The 21,874-nt window shown below is 71.7% G+C and carries 15 protein-coding genes; 2 read left to right on the forward strand and 13 right to left on the reverse strand.

All coding sequences use genetic code 11. The annotated features are described in order from the left end of the window. Nucleotides 1-12 precede the first annotated feature (12 nt). The 10 genes from NR798_RS26020 to NR798_RS26065 all read right to left on the reverse strand — a co-directional run bounded on the left by NR798_RS26020 (nt 13) and on the right by NR798_RS26065 (nt 16,052). Nucleotides 13-6,909 carry an SDR family NAD(P)-dependent oxidoreductase gene (locus NR798_RS26020; protein ID WP_375765195.1) on the reverse strand — a complete coding sequence of 2,299 codons (6,897 nt, stop codon included), beginning with the start codon at nt 6,907-6,909 and terminating at the stop codon, nt 13-15. Nucleotides 6,910-7,614: 705 nt separating this feature from the next. Beyond that, the gene (locus NR798_RS26025; protein WP_375765196.1) at nt 7,615-8,577 is read right to left on the reverse strand and encodes an NAD-dependent epimerase/dehydratase family protein; all 963 of its coding nucleotides are present in this window, start codon (nt 8,575-8,577) and stop codon (nt 7,615-7,617) included. A 49-nt stretch (nt 8,578-8,626) separates the two neighbouring features. Next, complete coding sequence (locus tag NR798_RS26030; RefSeq protein ID WP_375765197.1) at nt 8,627-9,985, reverse strand: protoporphyrinogen/coproporphyrinogen oxidase; 1,359 nt, start codon at nt 9,983-9,985, stop codon at nt 8,627-8,629. Beyond that, complete coding sequence (locus tag NR798_RS26035) at nt 9,982-10,707, reverse strand: glycosyltransferase family 2 protein (protein ID WP_375765198.1); 726 nt, start codon at nt 10,705-10,707, stop codon at nt 9,982-9,984. The genes NR798_RS26030 and NR798_RS26035 overlap by 4 nt, the downstream gene beginning before the upstream one ends. Then, nucleotides 10,704-11,318 (reverse strand): hypothetical protein, encoded by a 615-nt coding sequence (locus NR798_RS26040; protein ID WP_375765199.1) that lies wholly within the window; start codon nt 11,316-11,318, stop codon nt 10,704-10,706. Before NR798_RS26040 ends, NR798_RS26035 begins: the two co-directional genes overlap by 4 nt. Nucleotides 11,319-11,325: 7 nt before the next feature. Further along, the gene (locus NR798_RS26045) at nt 11,326-11,916 is read right to left on the reverse strand and encodes an FMN-binding protein (protein WP_375765200.1); all 591 of its coding nucleotides are present in this window, start codon (nt 11,914-11,916) and stop codon (nt 11,326-11,328) included. Next, nucleotides 11,913-12,437 (reverse strand): hypothetical protein, encoded by a 525-nt coding sequence (locus tag NR798_RS26050; protein WP_375765201.1) that lies wholly within the window; start codon nt 12,435-12,437, stop codon nt 11,913-11,915. The genes NR798_RS26045 and NR798_RS26050 overlap by 4 nt, the downstream gene beginning before the upstream one ends. Nucleotides 12,438-12,451: 14 nt before the next feature. Then, entirely contained in the window at nt 12,452-13,861 is a 1,410-nt protein-coding gene (locus NR798_RS26055; RefSeq protein WP_375765202.1) for a hypothetical protein, read from the reverse strand. A 5-nt stretch (nt 13,862-13,866) separates the two neighbouring features. Then, nucleotides 13,867-14,562 carry a hypothetical protein gene (locus NR798_RS26060; RefSeq protein WP_375765203.1) on the reverse strand — a complete coding sequence of 232 codons (696 nt, stop codon included), beginning with the start codon at nt 14,560-14,562 and terminating at the stop codon, nt 13,867-13,869. Continuing rightward, nucleotides 14,562-16,052: a glycosyltransferase family 39 protein gene (locus tag NR798_RS26065; protein WP_375765204.1), complete on the reverse strand. Its 1,491-nt coding sequence runs from the start codon at nt 16,050-16,052 to the stop codon at nt 14,562-14,564. Before NR798_RS26065 ends, NR798_RS26060 begins: the two co-directional genes overlap by 1 nt. Nucleotides 16,053-16,214: 162 nt before the next feature. Between NR798_RS26065 and NR798_RS26070 the strand changes: the two genes are divergently transcribed. Continuing rightward, nucleotides 16,215-17,231, forward strand: a complete 1,017-nt coding sequence (locus NR798_RS26070) for an FAD:protein FMN transferase (RefSeq protein ID WP_375765205.1) — start codon at nt 16,215-16,217, stop codon at nt 17,229-17,231. Between the two features lie 28 nt (nt 17,232-17,259). Further along, on the forward strand, nt 17,260-17,715 hold the full coding sequence (locus NR798_RS26075) for a hypothetical protein (protein ID WP_375765206.1): 456 nt from the start codon (nt 17,260-17,262) through the stop codon (nt 17,713-17,715). 98 nt (nt 17,716-17,813) lie between these two features. On the opposite strand, the gene NR798_RS26080 is transcribed toward NR798_RS26075, so the two are convergent. From NR798_RS26080 to NR798_RS26090, 3 genes are all read right to left on the reverse strand, one after another. Beyond that, entirely contained in the window at nt 17,814-19,325 is a 1,512-nt protein-coding gene (locus tag NR798_RS26080; protein WP_375765207.1) for a DNA polymerase Y family protein, read from the reverse strand. A 21-nt stretch (nt 19,326-19,346) separates the two neighbouring features. Continuing rightward, on the reverse strand, nt 19,347-20,195 hold the full coding sequence (locus NR798_RS26085) for an ImuA family protein (protein ID WP_375765208.1): 849 nt from the start codon (nt 20,193-20,195) through the stop codon (nt 19,347-19,349). A 299-nt stretch (nt 20,196-20,494) separates the two neighbouring features. Continuing rightward, nucleotides 20,495-21,712, reverse strand: a complete 1,218-nt coding sequence (locus NR798_RS26090; protein ID WP_375765209.1) for a vWA domain-containing protein — start codon at nt 21,710-21,712, stop codon at nt 20,495-20,497. Nucleotides 21,713-21,874: the final 162 nt, after the last annotated feature.

A 21,874-nucleotide genomic window follows, 5' to 3' on the forward strand; every position in this document is an offset into this window, starting at 1 on the left:
GAGACAGGTGGATCAGTCCTCGGCACGCAGGTCGGCGTCGGGCATCGCGCCCACGGCCTGCAACAAGCGAATCAGTTCGTCATCGTCAGCGGCCTCGGCGGGAGCCTCGGGCGCGGCGCTGACCACTTCGGGCACGGCCGCGGGAGCCGCGTCCTCCAACGACAGGCCCATGCGCTCGGCCAGGTGCGGCACCAGCACCTTGAGCGAGGGGTAGGCCCAGAGGATGGTGGCCGGCAGCGTCAGCCCCAGCCCCGCCTCCAGGCGGTTGCGCAGCTCGAGCGTCATCAGCGAGTCCAGGCCGAGGTTGACCAGCGGCACATCCCCCTCGACGCGCTCGGGCGTGAGCCGCAGCACCTGGGCCACCTGCCCGCGGACGTAGTCCTCCAACTGCTCGTGCCGCGCCCTGCCGGTGACGGCCTCCAACGTCTCGCGGATGCGCGAGCCCACCGGAGCCACGGCGCGCCCCTTGTCGGCGGTGCGCAGCTCCGCGTACAGCGGCCCGCTGCCGGCGCGGGGGTAGAACTGCTCCCACTGCCGCAGGTTGAAGCCCATCACACCCACCTGGGTCTCATCGCCGCGCAACAGGCGGGAGAGGGCCTCCACACCCTCGCGGTTGGTCATGCTGCCGACACCGCGCAGCCCCAGGCGCTCGGCCCGTCCCTCCTGTGCCGCCAGACCCACCTCGGACCAGGCGCCCCAGTTGACGGACAGGGCCGGCAGGCCCGCGCTCCTGCGGGCGTAGGCGAGCGAGTCCAGGAAGGCGTTGGCCGCGCTGTAGTTGGCCTGGCCGGGCGTTCCGAGCAGCGAGGCGGCGCTGGAGCACAGCACGAAGAAGTCCAGCGTGAGCCCCGACGTGGCCCGGTGCAGGTTCCACGCCCCCTCCACCTTCGGCCGCAGCACGGTGCGCAGCCGCGCCTCGGACTGGTGCGGAATCGTCCCGTCGTCGAGTACGCCCGCGGCGTGGATGATGCCCCGGAGCGGCGGCAGGCCCTTCAGCTTGTGCTTCACCAGCTCCTCGACGGCGCTGGCATCGCCCACGTCCACGCTCTCCACGCGGATGGAGGCGCCGCGCTCGGCCAGCTCACGCAGGGTCTGCTCCGCGTCGGGCCCGGGCGCCTTGCGGCCCAGGAGGACCAGGGAGCGAGCCCCCTGCTCCACCAACCACCGGGCGAACGCGAGTCCCAGGCCGCCGAGGCCACCGGTCAGCAGGTACGTCGCCTCCGCCTGCACCGGCACCGCACGCGACGGCGTGGGCGTCACCCGGACCAGCCGGGCCACGTACCGGCCATCCGCGCGCAGGGCGAGCTGCTCCTCGTCATGCCCGCTGGACGGAGCGGCGAGCAACTCCGCGACGAGCGCGTCCACCTCGGACGCGGCCGGCACCGGCGGCAGGTCCACGCACGTGGCGCGCAGCTCGGGGTACTCGTGGGACACCGAGCGGGCGAAGCCCCACACCGTGCCCTGTCCGGGCGACGTCACCTGGGCGCCTCCGGCCGGCTGCACGCCGCGGGTGATGAACCACAGGCGCGGGGCCTCGGCCTTGGACGACTTCGTCAGCGTCTGCACCAGGTGCAGGGCGCTGGCCGTCGCCGCGTCCGGAGCCTCCGTGCGAGGGCCCTCCGCGGACTCATCGAGCGCGAGCATGTGCACCACGGCGCGGCAGCCGTTGGCGGTGGCCACCACCCGCGCGAAGTCCTCCGCGCGGCGCGGGTCGAACGTCAGGGCGTCCGGCCGGGTGCTCGCGCCAGGCGTGGCGGCGACGATGCACGGCACTCCGCGCTTCTCCAGCGCGGCGGCCAGCGACTCCCCCGCCCCGTTCTTGCCCGTGAGGACGAGGACCGGCCCCGGGAGCGAAGCCGCGGAGGCAGGCGCCTCGGCCTTCCGCCAGGCAATCCCGAAGGTGGGCACCTCGGCCACGGTGGCCCTGGCCTCCCGGCGCAGGCGCTGGAAGCGCAGGCGCTTCGCCTCGAGAACGACCTGGCCCTCGTCATCGAGCAGCCAGACGTCTCCCTCGTACCCATCCTCGTCACGGTCGGCATCCGAGCGCGAGCGGACGTAGGCCCACAGCGAGGCATTCCGGGGCGGCGTGCGGAAGATCTGCACCGAGCCCAGGAGCCCCGGAACGAAGGCGCCATGGTGCCGCGCATCCGAGAGGCCCGCCTCCAGCAGCAGCAGCATGTACGTCAGGTCGACATGGATGGGGTGCAGCCCGAAGGGCACCCGCTCCTCCAGGACGGCGGTGGTCGGCCGGATGCGCACCAGGGCCTCGCCCTTGCGGTACCAGACCTTCTCCATGCCGTGGAGGCTCGGCCCCAGGTAGATGTCCACGGCCTCCGCGCGCTCGTAGTGGATGGCGCCCGGGTACGTGGTCGGGCACCGGGCGGTGATCGCCTCGATGGAATCGGGGACGGTGGGCTGCGCGGCACCGGGCACCACTCGCGCCGTCACGTGCATCGTGAACGGCGAGTTGCCCGTGTCCGGCCCCGCCGGCCGGCTGTAGATGGTGAGCGAGGTCTCCCCGTCCTTGGTGGTGAGGGCGATCTCCATCACCCGCTTGTCGCCCTCCTTGAAGAAGAGCGGGTTGCGGAAGGCGATGTCCTCCAGCCGGTAGGGCGCGTCCCCCAGCGCGGCCCGGACGGCGGACAGGGCGAGCACGGAGTACGTCGCGCCCGGGACGATGCGCAGATCCGCCACACCGTGGTCCGCGAGGTACGGCATGACCGGCGAGCCGACCTCGAGCTGGAACGACTGGGACTCGGGGGCGAGCGCCGAGCGGAGGTGACGGCCGAGCAGCGGGTGGTCATCCCCGCGCCGGCCGGTGGCCTCGACCATGTAGCTCTTGCGCTGGAAGGGGTACGTGGGAAGCCGCACGAAGTGCCCGTTGGACGCGACCCGCCGGAAGGCCGGGAGCACGCCCCGCGTGTACAGCGTGCCGAGCGAGGCCAGCAGCGTGGCCCGCTCCGCCTCCTCGCGGCGCAGGGAGGGAACGGCGGTGGAGTGCTCGGCGCCCGGGTTGCGCAGCGCGTCCTCGATGGCCGGCAGGAGGATGGGATGCGGGCTCTGCTCGATGAAGGCCGCCGGCCCCTGGGCGAGCGCGTCCTCCACCGCCCGGCCGAAGAGGACCGGCTCGCGGAGGTTGCGGACCCAGTAGTCGGGCCCCATCTCCAGACCGGTGAGCGGCTGTCCCGTCACGGTGGAGAACATGGGGACGCTCAGGGCGCGCGGGGCCAGGCCTTGCAGCGCGGCGCGCAGCTCCTCCAGGAGCGGATCCATCTGCGGGCTGTGCGAGGCGACGTCCACCTTGACGAAGCGGCAGAACACGCCGCGCCCCTGCAGCTCACCCACCAGCTCCTCCAGGGCCGCCTTGTCACCGGCGAGCACGGTGGAGCGCTTGCCGTTGCTCACCGCCACCGAGACGCGATCCTGGTGGCGGCCGATGGTGGCGCGGGCCTCGTCCATGGGCAGCTCGACGAGCGCCATGGCGCCCTTGCCGCTCATCCGGCGCAGCAGCTTGCTGCGCGTGGCGATGACGCGCGCGGCGTCATGCAGGGACAGCGCCCCGGCCACATACGCCGCGGCGACCTCGCCCATGCTGTGCCCGATGACGAGCCCCGGGACGATGCCCCAGGACTTCCACAGCTCCGACAGGGCCACCTCGACGGAGAAGAGCACCGGCTGCAGGACGTCGATCTCCGCCAGGCGCGAGGCGGAGGCATCCGCGCTCAGCACCTCGAGCAGGGACCAGTCCACGAAGGCCGAGAGCGCCCGGTCGCAGCGCTCGAGGGCCTCGCGGAACACGGGCTCGTCGCGCAGCAGCTCGCGCCCCATGCCCACCCACTGCGAGCCCTGGCCGGGGAAGATGAACACGGAGCGCGGGCTCCGGTCCGCCCGGGCCCGGCCCTGCACTACCCCCGGCGCCGTCTTGCGCTCGGCCACGGCCTCGAGTCCCTTCAGGAGGGCCTCGCCCGAGGAGGCGGCCACCGCGGCACGGTAGCCGTAGTGGTCATGGTGCGCCCCGGAGCTGTACGCCACATCCGCGAGCGACGGCCGCGACGCCGACACGAAGCCGTGCAGCCGCCGCGCCGCATCCGCCAGCGCCTCCTCGGAGCGGCCCGAGAGGACGACGAGCTCGGGCTTGTGCGTGCCCTCGCCCGTCCCCGGCCACCGGACGTCCAGCCCGGCCAGGTGCAGCTCGGCGAGCGTCTCGAGCACGGTGTCACGGGCGCTCTGCCCGCGGCGCGACGTGGCCAGCACCCGGAGGGGGCGCTCGGCGGACGCGAACTGGCGCAGCGCGTGATTGAGCACCGGCTGCGGGTGGAGCTCCAGGAAGGTGTCCACGCCGCGCGCCACCAGGGCCTCGAGGGCCTGGGCGAAGCGCACGGGCTCACGCAGGTTGCGGGCCCAGTAGGCGGCATCCAGGCGCACGTCCTCGCGCACCTCGCCCAGCAGGGACGAGGCGAACATCAGCGAGGGACGCTGGGGACGCAGGCCCTCGAGCGTGGCCTGGAGCTCGGGGAGGATGGCGTCCATGTGGCGGGTGTGCGCCGCCACGTCCACCTGGATGCGGGAGCACAGGACGCCCTGGGCCTCCGCCGCCGCGAGGACACGGCCCAGCGCACCGGCCTGTCCGGAGATGACGGTGGAGCGAGGGCCGTTGAAGCCCGACACCCAGACGAGCGAGTCCGCCTCGGTGCGCACCAGCAACTCATTCACGGCGTCCGCGGGCGCGTCCAGCACGGCCATGCCCGTGTCACCGGCCGTGAGCGACTGCAGGCGGCTGTAGTGGTGGATGATGCGTGCCGCCTCGGCCAGGGTGAGCGCCCCGGCGAACACGGCCGCGGCGATCTCCCCCATGCTGTGACCCACCACGGCCACGGGCTCGATGCCCAGCGAGCGGAAGTAGCGCCCGAGCGCCACCTGGTGGGCGAAGAGCAGCGGCTGGATGCGCTCGGCGACGAGCGCGCGCGGATCCTCCGCGTCCGCCTCCAGGTGAGGCAGCACCGAGGGATGGCCCGCGGCGATCAGCGCGCGGTCACACTCCAGGAATGCCTCGCGGAAGACGGGCTCGGAGAGGAACAGCTCCCGGCCCATGCCCTGCCACTGCCCCCCCTGCGGAGAGAACACCCAGGCCACTCGCGGCGGCCGGGTCACGGACGCAGTCGAAACGGCGGCGGACGGGGCCCCCTGTGCGAGCGCCTCGAGCGCCTGCTCCAGGGCGGAACGGCTGCCCGCCTTCACCACCGCGCGCTCGCCGCCCTTCCCATGGGCGGCCGTGGCCGTACGGACCAGCGCGTCCAGCGGCGCATCCAGCGCGGCGGAGCGCATCTGCTCGAACGCGGTCCGTGCCGAGCGCTGGAGTGCCGCCACGTCCCCGGCGGCCAGCGGCACTCGCGGCGTGGCGGTGGGGGCCGCCTCCAGCACCACGTGGCAGTTGGTCCCGCCCCAACCAAAGGCACTCACGCCCGCGCGGGCAGGGCCCTCGGCCACCGGCCAGGGCTCCAGCGCGGTCTGCACGCGGACTCCCAGTTCGTCGAAGGGAATCTCCGGGTTGGGCGTCTGGAAGTTCAGCGAGGGCGGCAGGGCCCCGTGCCGCAGCGCGAGCGCCGCCTTGCAGAGGCCGGCGATGCCCGCCGCGCCCTCCAGGTGACCGATGTTGGTCTTCACCGAGCCCACGCGCAGCGGGGTCTCCCGCCCCTGCCCCAGCACCTCGCCCAGGGCACGGGCCTCGATCGGATCCCCGAGCGACGTTCCCGTGCCGTGCGCCTCCACGTACTGCACGGAGCGGGGATCGATGCGGGCCCGGGCATAGGCCTCGCGCAGCACCGCCTTCTGGGCGCGCGGATTGGGCGCGGTCAGCCCGTTGCTGTCACCGTCGTTGTTGACGGCGCTCGCGGGAATGACGGCGTAGATCGGGTCTCCGTCCGCCAGGGCGGTGGACAGGCGCTTGAGGACGACCATTCCGCCGCCCTCGCCGCGCACGTAGCCATTGGCGCGGGCGTCGAACGCCGAGCAGCGCCCCTCGGGAGACAGCCCGCCGAACTTCGCGAGCGACACCCAGGTGTCGGCGGAGAGCAGCAGGTTGACGCCGCCGGCCAACGCCATCGAGGACTCCCCCGAGCGCAGGCTCTGGCAGGCCAGGTGCACGGCCACCAGGGACGACGAGCAGGCGGTGTCCACCACCATGCTCGGGCCGTGCACGCCCAGCACGTAGGAGATGCGATTGGCGGCCATGCCCGGCGCCTGGCCCGTGCCGGTATGCGCCGTCACGCCCGTCAGGTCGCCCCGGCGCAGCTCGGCGTAGTCACGCCAGATGACGCCGAGGAACACGCCCGTGCGCGAGCCGCGCAGGCTCGCGGGAGGACGGCCCGCGTCCGCCAGGGCCTCCCACGTCAGCTCCAGGGCCAGCCGCTGCTGGGGATCCAGCTGCACGGCCTCCCGCGGTGAGATGTCGAAGAACTGCGGATCGAACCCGTCCACCTGCTCGAGGAACGCGCCCCGCCGCACGTGGCTCTTGCCCGGCGCGGAAGGATCCGCGTCGAACGCCGCTTCCGGGTAGCGGCCGGTGGGCACCTCGCGCACCGCGTCGCGCCCCTCGCTCAGCAGCTTCCAGAACCCCTCGGGACCGCTGGCTCCCGGGAAGCGGCAGGCCATGCCGACGATGGCGATCGGCTCCTCGGCCGCCGCCGCCAGCTCGCCCCGCTCGGCCTGCCCCTCGTCCGCCAGGAACCGGCAGAGCGCGTCCACCGTGGGGCACTCCCACAGCAGGGTCGACGGCAGGGACCGGTTGAGCTCCGCCCCGAGCGCACGCACCAGCGCCGTCGCCTGCAGCGAGGTGACACCCGCGTCCGCGAAACGCCCTCCCTCACTGGCCTCGATGTCTATCTTCAGCTCGCGCTGGAGGTAGGACACAACCCAGTTACGAACCTCAATCGCTCTTGCGGACTCCGGCATACGTAGTTCCCCCGGCCCCCCGGCACACAGCTCTCCCGTCACGCGTGTCTGGACCAAAGACACACGTCAGCCGGGCCGGTGGAGGGCCAATCCTGTTCAGAACCCTGAATTCGGGCGCTCAAGTACAGATCTGATTTTCATTCGTCAACGGAATACCTGCGTGGAACACAAACATCACTCCAAGTGAAGTGGTGCGCCTCCCAACCGGCGGGCTATCATTTCACTGCCAGTGACAAACGCCCCAGCGTGCGTGGCTCCTGCTCTAGAGATAGCGCGGCGGACTCCCCCCACACGCTCAGTCTCAGCTCCATTAGCGCCCCTATGAGCACCCAAGGGGCACTTGTCATTCATTTGCACTGGTACACCCATGTCATTCCACCTCGGATGACAGGCTGAAGTGTTGGCGGCAAGACAAAGCCTGGAATGTCGGGGAAAAGACAAAGTCACGTTTCGGTCACGAGCCCATTCCAGCTCCACATCTGTCTTTCGCCTGACGCTGTCTGTGTTTCAAACGGGACAAAATCACGTTTTCGTCACGGACCCATCCCGCGCCCCTGCATGTCCTTGGGGAGCTGGCCTTCAATCACAGACAAAGAGCAGCCCGTGGGGAGCTCTACGCACGCGGGGGACGCCGTTCTCCAGCGTCCCTCCCGCGCGCGGAGCTCAGCCCTCGGTGCCCCGGTACCACGCCACCAGCCTCGCGAGCCCCTGCTCCAGCGGCACCGAGGGACGGAAGCCCGTCTCGCGCTCCAGCGCCGTCACGTCCGCGCACGTCACCTCCAGCTCTCCCGGCTGCGCGGGCCGCAGCTCCACCCAGGCCTTCGTCCCCAGCTGCTCCTCCAGCAGGTCCACGAACCGCGCCATCGTCACCGGCGCGCCCCGCCCCACGTTCAGCAGCCGGTACGGCGGCGCGCCCGCGGGCGGCTTGTCCAAGAGCCGCACCAGCGCCTCCACCACGTCGTCCACGTAGGTGAAGTCGCGCTGCATCCTGCCCTCGCCATGCAGCGTGATGGACCGGCCCTCCAGCATCGCCCGGAGGAAGAGCATCGGCGCCATGTCCGGCCGGCCCCACGGGCCATACACCGTGAACAGCCGCAGCCCCGTCACCGGCAGCCCGTACTGGTGGCTGTAGACGTGCGCCATCAGCTCGTCCGCGCGCTTCGTCGCCGCGTACAGGCTCAGCGGGTGATCCGCCGGCGCGTCCTCCTCGAAGGGCACCGGCGTGCCCGCTCCGTACACCGAGCTCGACGAGGCGAACACCAGGTGCTCCACCTTCGCCAGCCGGCACAGCTCCAGCACCTGCAGGAAGCCCGTGACGTTCGTCTCCGCGTAGTCGGGAGCCTCCGACGCCAGCGATCGCACGCCCACCCGCGCCGCCAGGTGCACCACGCGGTCCGGCTTCGCCCCGTCGAACAGCTCCCGGCACGCCTTCACGTCCCGGATGTCCATCCGGTGGAAGCCGAAGTTCGGCGCCGCCTTCAGCCTCGACAGCCGCGTCGCCTTCAGCGTCACGTCTCCCGACGTGTCCAGATTGTCCACTCCGATGATCGTGTCCCCACGCGCGAGCAGCCGCTCACACACGTGATACCCGATGAAGCCCGCTGCTCCCGTGACGAGCACCTTCATGACTCAACTCCTGGCCCTCCCCCACAAGGAGAGGGGACATAGCACCGAGTCAGTCCTCGATCTGCGTTTCGAGAAAGGGTTGCTGCCGGCCGCGCCAGACGCGGGAACTCGCGCCTTCCGAGACCAGCCTCCCTACCGCCAGACCCGCCGCGCACGCGTGGTGCACGTTGTCATGGACGAACAGTGCGCTCCGCCCCACCGGGTAGAGGCCCTCGACCTCACTCAATGCGTTCAACGCTCGCTCCCGCGCCGCCGCGAAGCCCTTTCGGTACAGGGGATAGGCCGCCGCCATGCGCCGCACCCGGGCCCCCAGCACCTCCACTCCCGCCAGCCCCGTCCGCTCCAGCGCCGGGCGCACCCGCTCCGTGAGCTCCTCCGGCGAGGCCCGCCAGATGCCGTCCCCTACCCCACACGGCAGATCGAAGCCCACCACCGTCCGGCCAGGGGGCCCCTCGCCGCCCAGGAAGTTCCTCGCCTCGAAGAGCCGGTTGGCCGGGAGGCGCTCGTCCGCGAAGTAGTGCACGTCCTGCGGCGTGCCCCGCTGCGTCGCGAGCAGCAGGTACAGCAGCGTCAGGGCCCGGTAGCCCAGTCCCTCGGCCGCCTCCGGCCGCCCCGTCCACTCGCACAGCAACGTCAGCGGCACCGTCGCCACCACCGACTCCGCCGACAGCTCCCGCCCCTCCACCACCACCGCCCTCACCCGCCCGCGCTCCAGCACCAGCCCCTCGGCCGCCGCGCCACAGCGCACCTCGCCACCGGCCCGGCGGATGCCTTCCGCCAGTCCCTCGGCCAGCGCGCCCGCTCCGCCCTCCGGGTAGAAGTACCTCCGCCCCGCCGACGAGCCTCCACGCCCCAGTGCCGCGCGCACCACCGCCAGCGGGCCGCCTTTCTGCACCCGCGCCCGCCCCAGCGAGGCATCCAGCTCCTCCGGCGCCAGGCCCCACACCTTCCTCGCCGCGGGCCCGTACAGCACCTGCACCGCGTGCCGTCCCAGCCGCCGCGCCGCCTCCGCTCCGAAGTGGCTTCCCTCGGGTGGACGCAGCCGCGCCATCACCGCCGACAGCCCGTGCCTCGCCACCTCGGAGAGCCCCAGCCCTCGCGCGAGGCCGAGCAGCGACAGCGGGTACGGCAGCCGCCTTCCGCCCACGTGCACCATGCCGCTGCGGGCCCTCACGTGCAGCGCGCCGCCCAGGGCCGCCCGGTAGAGCGCCAGCACCTCCGGCCCCGCCGCCTGGTGCAGCCGGTGCGGGCCGTAGTCCACCTTGAAGCCCGCGAAGTCGAACGAGCCCGACAGTCCGCCCACCTGCGCGGCCGCCTCGAGCACCACCACCCGCTTCCCGGCCTGGACGAGCGCATGCGCCGCGGCCAGTCCCGAGGGCCCCGCGCCGATCACCACCGTCGCGCTCACCCCGTGCCTCCCACGGCCGGCAGCTCCAGCGCCGCGAGCGTCCCCGGCGCCCGGCCCTCGCGCAGCCAGCCGATGCCTCGCGCCACCGTGCGGCCCATCAGCCACGTGTCGCGCACCGGCCGCCACTTCGAGCGGCCCACGCGCGCGTGGTAGTCGATGGGCAGGAAGACGATGGGGTCTCCCGCCGCCGCCAGCGCCAGCGTCAGCGTCGTGGTGAGCGAGAAGCGGTCCGGCAGCACCGGCGCGAGCGACAGCAGATCCGACGTGCGCAGCACCCTCAGGCCCGAGTTGAGATCCGGCGCCTCGAAGCCTCCCAGCCACCGCACCGCGCCCCGGAAGAGCGCCTTCACCGCCGAGCGAGCGAAGGGCTCGGAGGCTCCGAGCTTCGGCCGCGCGCCAATCGCCTGCCGCGCGCCCCCGCGCACCGCCGACAGCAGCCGCGGCAGCGCCGCTTCCGGGTACGTGCCGTCCGCGTCGATGAGCGCCAGCAGCGAGCCGCGCGCCTGGGCGGCTCCGGCCTTGATCGCCGCGCCGTAGCCCACCCCGGTCAAGGTCAGCACCCGCGCCCCGGCCTCGCGCGCCACCGCGCCCGTGCCGTCCCACGAGCCATCGTCCACCACGAGAATCTCGTGCGCCTCCCCCGCCAGGGCCGCTCCCACCCGCCGCACCACTCCGGCGATGGCGTGCACCTCGTCGCGAGCGGGGATGACGACGCTGATCATCCCGTCTCCGCCTCCGAGGCCGGCACCGGCCGCCACATCTCCCAGAGGGGCCACACCAGCATCGGCAACCACCCCACCGCCGCGCCCACCACCGACACCGGCATCAGCCAGCCCCATTGGGGCCCCACGAAGCGCACCAGCAGCGGCGCCAGCAGGTGCACGAACGTCGCCACCGAGGCCACCGTGATGACGCCCACCTTCAGCCGCGTGGACAGCGCCGTCAGCATGAAGAGGTGCCCGACAATCAGCAGCACCACCGGCACCGTGAACAGATGGAAGTGGAACGTCTCCATCACCTGGCGCGCGGGCTTCTCCAGCCTCATGGGCGCGGCGGCCGCCGTCTCTCCGGGCAGCTCCAGCGCCGGGCCATCCGGGGGCAGCTCCAGCGCCGGGCCTCCCGCCGCGTCCACTCCGGGCGAGGGCTCGGCCGAAGCGGCCCCACCCCGGTAGTACTCCGCGGTGCTCCGCCCGGAGAGGCCTCCGAACGAGTCCGCGTACAGCCACACCGAGGACATGAAGCCCAGCACCAGGAACAGCAGGAACCCGGTGTAGAGGACGCGTGCCTCCAGCGACAGGCGGGTGATGGGAAACGGCCGGGCGAACTGACGCACGAGAAGGCTACCCCTTGGGCGCATCCTGATCGGGTTTGAGAATGAGCTCGTCCAGCAGCACGAGCGCGCGGCGCACCCCCATGGCCATCGACCTCGACGAGATGGTCGCTCCCGTCACCACGTCGATGTCCACCCCCGCCCGCACCGGATCCTTCGCCGTCTTCCCCTGGAACTGCCGGCGGAAGCGCGAGTCGGTGATCTCCTCGCCGTACGACTCCCGGTACACCATCACCTCGTGGCGCTCCACCACGCCCTCGGGCGACAGCTTCACCGCGAAGGTGATCTGCTCGTGCTGGCCCAGCTCCTCGTCGATGATGGCGTAGCCGTCCACGTGCTCACCCGTGGTGGCCACGAAGATGACGTACTCGGGCCTGGCCGGCCTGTAGCCCAGCCGCCCCTGCACCGCGGCCAGCTCGGCGGGACCGAGCTTCACCTTGCGGTAGGTGACGCGCTGGCTCTTGGGGAAGAACTCCTTGAGGACCTGCGGCGTCGTGAAGAACGTCCCCGCCGCCCGCGCGGGCAGCGACGCTCCGAGCCACAACCCCACCACCAGTGCCAGCGCCAGGTGCTTCACAGGGCTTCCCCTTACCACGCTCATGGCAACTCCCGAACCGCCTGGATGACGGCCTGCCTGACATGCGAGCGCCAATCCGTCCGGGCGCGATAGAGATTCTGCGACGTGGCGCTCCGGCGCTCGTCGCTCGACAGGACCCGGCCATCCGGGCCCACCATCATCCACTCCAGCTGGACCTCGGCCCGCCCGAGCGGCTGCACCGCCGACACGTCCAGCCGGGTCAGCACCAGCACCACCGCCGCGTCCGCGCCGTACTGGCGCGCCAGGGCCGCGGACTGCTCCACCGACGGCGCCGGCCCTCCCGTCAACTCCACGCCCAGCACCTCGTAGCCCCGGGTGCGCAGCGCCTCGGCGCCTTCCCGGGCCACCACGTCGCGCGGCTCCTCCGAGCCGAATACGTCTCCGGTGAGCCCTCGCGGCGCGGGCTTCTGCACCACCGACGCGCCCACCACCACCACCCGCGACGGAGCCCCCTCCGGACGCACGGCCTTCCCGCCGCACGCGGCGGCGAGCAACACACTGGTGGCCAGCAACAAGGCACGCATCGGTTCCCCGGCTCTCAGAAGAGGTAGGCCACGCTGGCCAGGAACGTCCAATGGCCGTCCTTCCAGAAGTCGCCCGACCACGCGTGCGGCTGCACTCCGTCTCCGCCGCTCTTCTCCCAGAAGTAGCTCGTCTTCAGCACGTAGGGCGGCAGCGGCCGGAAGTTCAGGCCGAGCGTCAGCCGCGCCACGTCTCCCGCGGTGATGAACTCCGTGTCGGTGTCCTTCTCCTCGTAGCGGAGCGAGGCCGTGAAGTGGCCCTCCTTCCACTCGTCCGGCAGCAGCCGGAAGAAGGGCTCGATGCGGAAGCGGTAGTTGGCCTGCCCGTAGAAGCCGAACATCCCGGTGGGCACCCGGTCGCGCGTGTTGGCCGTCGAGTTGTTCGGGAAGCCCTGCACGTAGCCGGGATCGATGAAGGCGCGCACCACCTCGCCCGTGAGGTCCAGGGCGCCGAGCCGCCAGAAGACGTCGGCGTTGACCATGTTCACCCGGCGGCCCTCGAGGTCATACGCGCCCGTGTAGCCGGACAGGCCCGCCTCCAGGCCCAGGAAGGGCGAGACGGACACGCGGCCGGTGAGGGCCTTGTCGTCGTTGTTGTCCTCCAGGTGGCTGCCTCGCGCCGCCCGGAACCCCTGGCCATCGAGGATCTTCGCGTCCAGGCCGTTGACCGCGTACACCTCGTAGGACAGCCGCCAGTCCCGGCCCAGGTCGAAGCCGCCCAGGAAGCCCGCGCCGGACTCGAACCAGGTGGTGGGGACGACCGTCGTGTACGCGATGGGCCGCTCGGGCAGCTCCTGCGCCGGAGCGTCGTGCCGCAGGTTGTACGCGCCCACCGGCACCAGGATGACGCCCGCCCGGAAGGTGGCCCAGTCCGTCAGCATCAGGTCCACCACCGAGAACTCGAGCAGCACCTCTCCCGCGCCCAGGATGCCGTCACGCTTGAGCGGGCTGCCCGCGAACTCGAACTCGATCTCCGTCGCCGTGGAGACGCGCTCGGAGATGTGGCTGTAGACGAAGAGCACGTACCGGTGGTTGCGGAACGTGGACACGCCCTGCTGCGGCAGGATGAAGTCGTGCTCGGCGTAGCCGCCCAGCGTCGTCCGGTCGAGGATCGCCGCCGCCCGCTGCGCCAGCGTGGTGGTGGGCTGGAGCCGCTCGGTGAAGGTCTCCTGCCCCGCCTGCCCGGGCGTCTCGGCGTTGGGCACCGGCACCGCCGTGCCCGTCCCAGCTGGATCCTCCAGCCCTTCCAGGTCCAGCTTGGGGCCCTCGTCCTGCTTCGGTTTCTCCGCGTCGGGCACTCGGGGCGCGTCCTCGGCCGGCCGGGCCGGCGTGGAGCCCTCTTCTTGCGCCAGACCCGTCAGGGGCGCGAGCAGCAGGGACAGCAGGAACAGGTGATGGCGGCTCGGCACGGTGGCTCTCGAAGTCATACGAATCACTCGCCCGTCTCGACGTCCACGCAGCGGCCACGCAGGCACGTCTTGTCCGAGGTGCACTGGGGAGCGTCCTCACAGCACACGCCCACGCACGCGCAGCACACGGTGCCCTCGGGCGCGGTGCCGGCCAGGCACTCGGGCGTCGCCTGGCAGTTGGCCGGGTCCACGCACACCACCGCCTTGGGCGCGTCCGACTCTCCCACGTACGTGACCGTGCCGTAGTACGAGTCCACCACCTCGCGGCCCGGACTCCCCATGTTGGTATCGAAGTACTCGTAGACGCCCGGCTTCGGGAAGGCGTAGCGCCAATAGGAGAACGTCTCCCCGGACTCGGTGCTCACGTTGTAGGGGCGCACCAGGTTGGGGCTGAAGAGCGGCGCGGGCGACGACAGCGAGGTGACGTTGGTCGGCACGTCGGGCTGGTAGTTGCGGAACTCGACGATCTGCTCCGGCCGCATGGACAGGCCGCCCGACCGGGGGAACTCCGCCGTGCCCGGCGCCACGTCCACCGTGTACCGCTGCCCGATGCACGAGGGCGCGATGGCTCGATAGCGGCCGGAGATGATGCGGTTGAAGGACACGGACACGCGGGGCGCGCCCTTCGCCGAGTCCTGCACGGGCTGGAAGTCCGCGGGCTTGGAGTCCCTGCACGCGGCGAGGCAGAGCGCGAAGGCGAGGAGCAGACGGGCGCGCATCAGAGGACCTTCTCGGGAGGAGCCGGCGGCGCGGGCCGGTAGTGGAAGAGGACGATGTCGTGGGCGTGCGAGCGCACACGCCGGCCGCACGTGAAGCGCGACACGGGCTCCAGGTGGGGCGCGAGCGCCTCGGCCCCGGGAGCGGTGGAGGTGACGTAGACGTCCGCCCCGGCGGCGGCCACGCGCTCCACCTCGCGGCGCAGCTGCTCGCCCGTGGCGGGACGGCCGGCACGGACGTGGGGCACGTAGTGCTCGAAGAGCCGTGCTTCCTCGCCGGTGAAGAGCAGCGTGCCGGACGGGGCCAGCGTGGAGGACACGTGCGCCACGAGGCGCGCCGCGGGCGAGGGCTCGCGGCCCTGTTCGAGCGCCACCGGCAGCATGACGGCCGCGGTGCTCACGGCGAGGGCTCCGGCCACGAGGAGGGACACCCGGGCAGGCCAGGCGCGGGCGAGCACCGCCACGCCCACCGCGGCCAGCAGCGCCAGCGCGAGCACCACGGGCAGGGCATGGCGCGCCTTGAGCAGGTTCTGCCCGAGGAACATCCACGCCGCGTAGGGGACGCCGAGCGCCAGGGCCAGCCGCGCCACGCGGCGCTCGGTGGCGGACAGGGACGCGCGGAGGCCCGCGTGGACGAGCGCCCCCAGCGCCCCGGCCAGGCCGAGCGCCAGGAGGAGCCGCGCGGCGAGCACGGCCACGGAGTCACCGTCCACGCCGGGCCAGGGCAACCCGAGGCCCGCGGCCAGGATGTCGAAGCCGAAGTGCTCCAGCCGCCAGCCGAGATCCGGGCGCACGGCCACGGTGCCGCCCCACTTCCCCGCGTGGCCGAGCAGGAAGCCCGAGCAGATGCGCAGCAGCTCCGCCGGGCCCGTGAGGACCACCAGGGGCACGAGCCACGCGCCCACGCCGATTCCGGCGCCCGTGAGCGCCGCCAGCCGCTGGCCGCGAGGCATCAGGAGGGCCAGTCCGAGCAGCGCCGGGAGGAACGAGGGCCGGGCTCCGAGCGCCACGCCCGCCACCGCGCCCGCCAGCACCGCCGCGCGAGGCGCGGAGTCGCGCACCAACAGCACAGCACAGGCGGCGAGCACCAGGAACGCGAGGCCCGTCCCATCCGAGCCAGGGGTGGCGCCGAAGAGCACGGGGAGGGGCAGCAGGGCCAGCAGGGCCGAGGCCACCAGCGCCCCGGCGGCCCCGAGGTACGGCCGCAGGACAAGGCCCAGCGCGCCGATGGCCACCGCGCCGAGGACGAGTCCGGGCAGGGCCAGCGCGAGCACCTCGGAGGCACCGGCGGCCGAGGCCAGCCGGGCGAGGGCCACGTACACCGGGTAGCCCGGGAAGTGCGGGGCCTGCGCGGCGAGATCGAAGCGGCCGAGCGAGCGCGCGAAATTCACCGCGTCCAGGTCCGGCAGGAGCCGGGGCAGCGCGAGCACGCGCGCCATCACTCCGGCCCCCACCAACATGGCGAGGGCACCCGCGAAGGCCCGGGAGGTCATCGTCCCCTGCGCCGTTGCTCCTGGTGCGTTGGATGCGGAGTGAATGATTTTGAGATTCATTCTCAAAAACCGAGAACCAATGGCGTAATACGACCCCGGGTAGGAGGTCAAGTTGAGGGGACTGGTGGCACCAGCAGGCCCGCTCATGTGACAGAGGAGGCCATGATGCTGAGTGCCCTGCTGGTGGTGGTCCTGGCCGCTGCACCCGCTCCGCGAGTCCGCACCGAGACGCGTCCGATGATGGGGACGACGGTGACGGTGACGCTGGTGGGAGGCACGGCGGAGAAGGCGCGCGAGGGGTTCGACGCGGCCTTCGGAGCCTTCGAGCGCGTCAACCAGGTGATGAACGAGTGGCGCCCGGACAGCGAGCTGTCTGCGGTGAACCGCAAGGCGGGAGATGGGGAGTGGGTGGCGGTGCCCGAGGATCTGTGCGCGGCGCTACGGCGCGGGGTGCAGGGGGCGGAGGAGACGGGAGGGCTGTTCGATCCGACGTGGGCGGCGCTGCGGGGGATGTGGCGCTTCGGGACGGACCTGACCCCTGCCCTGCCGGACGCGGCCGAGCTGAAGAAGCGGTGCGCGCTCATCTCGTACGAGGACCTGGAGTTCGCGCCAGCGGCGGACGGAGGGGCGCCCGGGTGCGGCGTGCGGCTGAAGCGCGCGGGGATGCAGTTGGGGTTGGGAGGGCTGGCGAAGGGCTGGGGTGTGGACGATGCGGTGAAGAAGCTGCGGGGACAGGGGTTCAAGGACTTCTTCGTGCAGGCCGGGGGTGACTTCTACGCGGCGGGGAAGAAGGCAGGCCGGCCCTGGAAGGTGGGGATCCGGGATCCACGCGGCGAGCCGGACAGTGTGTTCGCGGTGCTCGAGGTCTCCGACGCGGCGTTCTCGACGAGCGGGGACTACGAGAACTTCTTCGTGCTGGAGGGCAAGCGCTACCACCACATCATCGATCCGCGGACGTGCTACCCGGCGACGGCCTCGCGCTCGGCGACGGTGCTCGCGCCGAGCGCGGTGGACGCGGAGGTGCTGACGAAGTCCGTGTTCATCCTCGGAGGCCAGGAGGGACTGGCGCTCGCGGAGAAGTACGGCGCCTCCGCGGTGGTGGTGACGGCGGACAATCAGGTGCGCGTGTCACTTGGGCTGGAGAAGAAGCTGAAGCGGTTGAAGACCCCGAGCCCGTAAAAGCTGGACCCCTCAGGAGGACGGGGACATGAGCCACCTCGAATTGAAATTCGGATCGCCGCACCACGGTTGGCTGGGCGTTGAACTCGCTGATGCCAATAGCAGCGTGTCACTCGAGGTGTCGGACGTGCCGGGCGACTCGCTCGCGATGCTGGCGGCAGCCGCCCTGGACATCGCCACCGGGCAGCAGGAGGCGCGCGTCGTGTGGTTTCTTGAGCCGGCCGAGGCAACGTGGGTCTTCCAGCGCGTAGGCGACCGAGTCCAAGTGCGCGCCATTGCCAACGGGACACCGCCTGCGCTCATGGTGGCCGGCAGCGCTGAAGAGTTCTCGCTTGTCATTTGGCGAGCGTTGCGGCACCTCGAATCAGACCCGGCATGGACGCACGCAAGCGCAGCTCGCGTCTGGTCGCATCCATTCCCGCATCGAGAGGTAGCTCAACTGGGAGTTGCGCTCGGCCGCACGTCTGGGTCCCGGCGGTCTTGACCTTCAAAGGGAAGATGCACAAGCAGTGCGTCCCCCTGGAATGAATGGATGACCCTCACCCCAGCCCTCTCCCAAAGGGAGAGGGGGCATACACAGGGCTAATCGAAGAGGCCCTGAAGGTAGAAGCGGCCGTCCCTCGCGTCCCGGAACACCCACGCCGGGCCCAGTCCCTCGAAGTGCACCCGGTAGTAGTCGCGGCTGTACGGCCTCGCGTCCCACCAGTCCCCGCTCAGCCGCTCCGGGCCCACCAGCGCCATCACCCGGCGCCTCCGCCCTCCGAGTCTCGCCGCCAGCAGCTCTCCCGAAGCCGTCATCTCCACGTCGATCGTGGCCGGCGTCCCCAGCATCCGCGAGGGCCGCTCCCGCATCACCTCGGGCACCGGCTCTGCGGCCTCCACCGGCTGGAGCAGCTCGCCCTCCAGTCCGCGCCTCATGGGCGGTGGCCGGAAAGTCTTCGTCTCATACGCGTCCTCGGGCCGGTGCGTGTCCTCCAGCGCCGCCATGAAGAGCGCGTCCTCGCCCAGCGCCGTCGCCAGCCGCGAGAGCACCACCTCCAGCGCCGCGTCTCCCTCGGGGGCGTCCCCCAGCGCCAGTTGCTGGCCCCGGTCCTCGCAGTCCTCTTCCACCCGGAGGATCAGCCCCGCCACCGGGCCCTCGAGCCGCACGTCCGATAGCCGGTGCCGCGTCAGCTCCAACAGCATCTTCGCCTGCGCCGTCGGCCTCGCCAGCGTCAGCGGCACCACCGCCTGTCCCGACGGATCCAGCTTCAACGTCAGGTTCAGCCGCACCGCCGCACGCTTCCGGCCTCCCAGCCGCCCGCACAGCCGGTCCAGCACCGTCTTCAGCGCGAACTGCAGCGGCTCCAGCGACTCGGCCGCCCACTCCAGCGTCAGCCGCTCCTCCAGTACCTCTTCCAGCACCTCCGCGATGAACGGGGTCTCATCCCCTCCCCGGCAGCGCGCGTGCGCCCGCATGCCCACCGCGCCGCCTCGCGCCGTCACCGCCCCCACCGGCAGCCCCGCCACCTCGCCCAGCGTCGTCAGCCCGAGCGCCGCGAACGCCGTCTGCTCCGGGCCCTCCAGGGCACTCAGCGGCAGCGGCGCCAATGCCTGCGCGCTCTCTCCTTCCGGCACCACGCTCATGCGAGGCGCTCCATGCCGCGCCAGCGCCCTCGCGGTGAACTTCTCCGAGGCCACCACCACCCTCCCCCTCCACCCCAGCTCCGAGCACTGCGCCAGCACCTTCGCGCACAGCCCCTCCTCCCCCTTCACCAGGTGCGCCGCGCTCGCGTCGAACCACAGCCCATCCGGCTCCGACAGCTGGAACCCCGGCGCCAGCCCCATCAGCATCTCGCCAATGCCCACCAGCGCCCGCCGCTCCTCCTCCGGCCGGTACGGGAAATGTCTCAGCGAGGGCTCCAGCGCCGTCGCCGCCGTGACCGTCATCCCCTGCTTCACGCCCGCCTTCAGCGCACTCGTGGACGCACACGCCACCCGCTGCTGGCCTCGCACCTCCTCCACCAGCACGAACGGTCTGCCCGTCAGCTCCGGCAGCTCGATGACCTTGCGCTGCACCGGGAAGCGCGAAAAGTGCAGATACCCCAACCGCATGTCCGTTCCCCTCCCCTCGCCTCAGTGCAGGGCCGTGCCCGCATCCAGGCTCGCGCGCAGCGACGGCATCGGCGTGTCCCGCCCCGGCCGCTGCCACAGGATTCCCCGGTGTCCCTCTCGAGGCGCCTGCTCCCGCGGAATCTCCGGCACCGTCACGTCCTCCGCCGGCGCCAGCTCCGCCCCCCACGGGGCCTCGCCTCCCTCCAGCTCCGGATAGAGCGCCTTCCACGGCACCAGCGTCCTCGAGCCGATTCCTCCCTGCCGGCTCCGCACCACCTCCACCGACAGGCCCTCCTCGTCTCGCGCCTCGGTGCGCAGACGCATCATCCCGTCCCCCGGGGCCTCCGGCGCCGTCAGCAGCAGCAGCAGGCTTCCGCCCCGCACCGCCGCGTCCATCAGCCGCTTGCCCTCCGCCGGGGACAGCCGCACTCCTCCCGTGCCGTGTGGCCCTCGCGTCAGGTCCAACACCACGCACGCGAAGGCCCCGCTCCGCACCAGCTGCACCGCCGACCACGCCAGCTGCTCCGACGTCTTCGGCCGCACGATCAGCAGCCGCGATGGGTCCACCCCCGCCGCCACCGCCGCCGGCGGGTAGAGCTCTCCCGGTCCATCCACGTACGCGCACAGCCGCCCTTCCCGGTGCGCCGAGGCCACCGCCCTCAGCGCCAGGCTCGTCCTCCCCGAGGCCGCCTCCCCCCACAGCTCCACCACCTGCCCCAACGGCAGCCCTCCCCCCGGCAGCAGCTCGTCGAAGGCCTCCACCCCCGTCCGCAGCGCCGCCAGGTACTTCCTCGGCGCCGCCTGCAGCCGGCGGATCTGCTCCCGCAGCGCCTCCACCGTCACCGACACCTTCCCGGCCGTAGCACTCATCACGTCCCTCGTCCCACACTGGACCTGAAACTGGGTTCAGTATGACGAGCGGCCTGACATGCGCCAGGAAATGTCGCCTGGTGATCAGCCGGGCGGCTTCTTTTTCACGGTTCCCCGGGTGGGTGCGCAGCGGAGGCGACAGGGCCTCACCCTGGCTCTGTTCCCAAGGAGAACGGGGGGTTACAGGGACTCAACTCGGGGCCCGGGCACCCTCACCCCGTCCCTCTCCCGGAGGGAGAGGGGTGGTTGGGCAGAGGGGTGGTTGGCCGAGTAGGCTCCTCAAGAGGTTGGCTGGGCGCTCAGTTGGCGCAGAGCAGCTTCACTTCCAACTTCTTGTCCGTCGGCCTCCGCGGGCACGAGGACTGGAAGTACAGGCGCGCCGCCCTCCGCTCCGTCGCCGGCTCGTACGTCACGTCCCCTCCCGCCACGCTGCACGTCTGCACCGAGCCGTCCTCCCGCGTCACCCTCACCTGCGCCAACCTCGCATCCGGCAGGTTCACCACCTCGATGCTCTGCGCCGTCCTCGCCAACGTCGCGATCGACACCAGCGTCTCCCGGAAGCTCGCCCGGCAGATGGAGTCCAGGTTCTTCAGCCCCGTATCGAACAGCGACGCCATCTCCCGCTGCCGGTAGCCCGGCCCGTACGACGTCGGGCAGTCCACGTTGCGCACGAACGTCCCCGTCGGTGTCCGATCCAGCACCGCCTCCGCCCGCTTGTCCGTCAGCCCCACGGGCCCGATTGTCGCCCACAGCACTTCGCGCGGCGCCCCCGTCCCATCCACCAGGTTCCGGAACTGCCGCACGTACTCCTGCACCGGCGTCAACCGATCCGCCTGCTCGCTGCACAGGTCCCGGCTCGTGTCCTCCGTCAACATCACCCGCGGCGGCCTCTCCGTGGAGCTGCAGTCCTCCTCGTCCGACACCACCACCACCAGCAGCCGCGCCCCGTCCCTCAGGAAGCCTCCGTTGCCTCCCTCGCCCACCGGCGTCGTCGACAAGGGCGGCGTCACCGCCAGCCTCACCGCCTCGAAGGGCGTCTCCTGGCCGCTGCCACTCGTCCCCACCTTCACCATGCGGCGGAACTTCTCCAGCAGCTCCGGATCGCCCTCGTCCAGGTAGCGTTCGGCCGTGGGCCGGTTCCGCTCGTCGGGCACCGGCTGCAGCCGCCCCGCCTGATCGGGAAACTCCGTGAACTGCTCGCGGTTATCATAGAACGCGTTCAGATATACCGACGTCGTGATGACTCCCACGCGGAAGTCCTGCTCCACGTCGTTACCCCGCCGTAACTCGTCCAGGAACGCGGGCAGCTCGGTGGCGATGGCCGCCTGCTCCTCGGCCATCGAGCCCGAATTGTCGATGACGAAGAGCAGATCCGTCTTCTGAGCCGAGATCAGCGGGGCGTCCACCTGGCAACGGCCGGGCAACGTGGAGCCGGGCTCCTCCACCGGCGAGGTACACGCCACGCCCCAACACAGGGCGATGGCCAGCAGTGCGCTCGAACGGATGGGATGCATCATGGGGGGGTCTCCTGGACATGCGGTCCGGGGGGGGGTCTCACCCAACATGCCCCAGCTTCAAGCGATGTGCGAGCAACCGTCCGGCACCCGACGGCCTACACGAAAAACGCAGGTCGCGTTTGCCATGTCCGTTTTGGTTGCTACGTTGAGTCAACTCCCACA

Source organism: Archangium gephyra, assembly GCF_042230915.1.
Classification (GTDB): domain Bacteria; phylum Myxococcota; class Myxococcia; order Myxococcales; family Myxococcaceae; genus Archangium; species Archangium gephyra_B.

Coding starts and splice junctions, on each gene's coding strand:
- NR798_RS26025 (WP_375765196.1), bottom strand. CDS start 8,577: ATGAAGGTGCTCGTCACGGGAGCAGCGGGCTTCATCGGGTATCACGTG.
- NR798_RS26035 (WP_375765198.1), bottom strand. CDS start 10,707: ATGATCAGCGTCGTCATCCCCGCTCGCGACGAGGTGCACGCCATCGCC.
- NR798_RS26045 (WP_375765200.1), bottom strand. CDS start 11,916: ATGAGCGTGGTAAGGGGAAGCCCTGTGAAGCACCTGGCGCTGGCACTG.
- NR798_RS26050 (WP_375765201.1), bottom strand. CDS start 12,437: ATGCGTGCCTTGTTGCTGGCCACCAGTGTGTTGCTCGCCGCCGCGTGC.
- NR798_RS26055 (WP_375765202.1), bottom strand. CDS start 13,861: ATGACTTCGAGAGCCACCGTGCCGAGCCGCCATCACCTGTTCCTGCTG.
- NR798_RS26060 (WP_375765203.1), bottom strand. CDS start 14,562: ATGCGCGCCCGTCTGCTCCTCGCCTTCGCGCTCTGCCTCGCCGCGTGC.
- NR798_RS26065 (WP_375765204.1), bottom strand. CDS start 16,052: ATGACCTCCCGGGCCTTCGCGGGTGCCCTCGCCATGTTGGTGGGGGCC.
- NR798_RS26070 (WP_375765205.1), top strand. CDS start 16,215: ATGATGCTGAGTGCCCTGCTGGTGGTGGTCCTGGCCGCTGCACCCGCT.
- NR798_RS26075 (WP_375765206.1), top strand. CDS start 17,260: ATGAGCCACCTCGAATTGAAATTCGGATCGCCGCACCACGGTTGGCTG.
- NR798_RS26080 (WP_375765207.1), bottom strand. CDS start 19,325: ATGCGGTTGGGGTATCTGCACTTTTCGCGCTTCCCGGTGCAGCGCAAG.
- NR798_RS26085 (WP_375765208.1), bottom strand. CDS start 20,195: ATGAGTGCTACGGCCGGGAAGGTGTCGGTGACGGTGGAGGCGCTGCGG.
- NR798_RS26090 (WP_375765209.1), bottom strand. CDS start 21,712: ATGATGCATCCCATCCGTTCGAGCGCACTGCTGGCCATCGCCCTGTGT.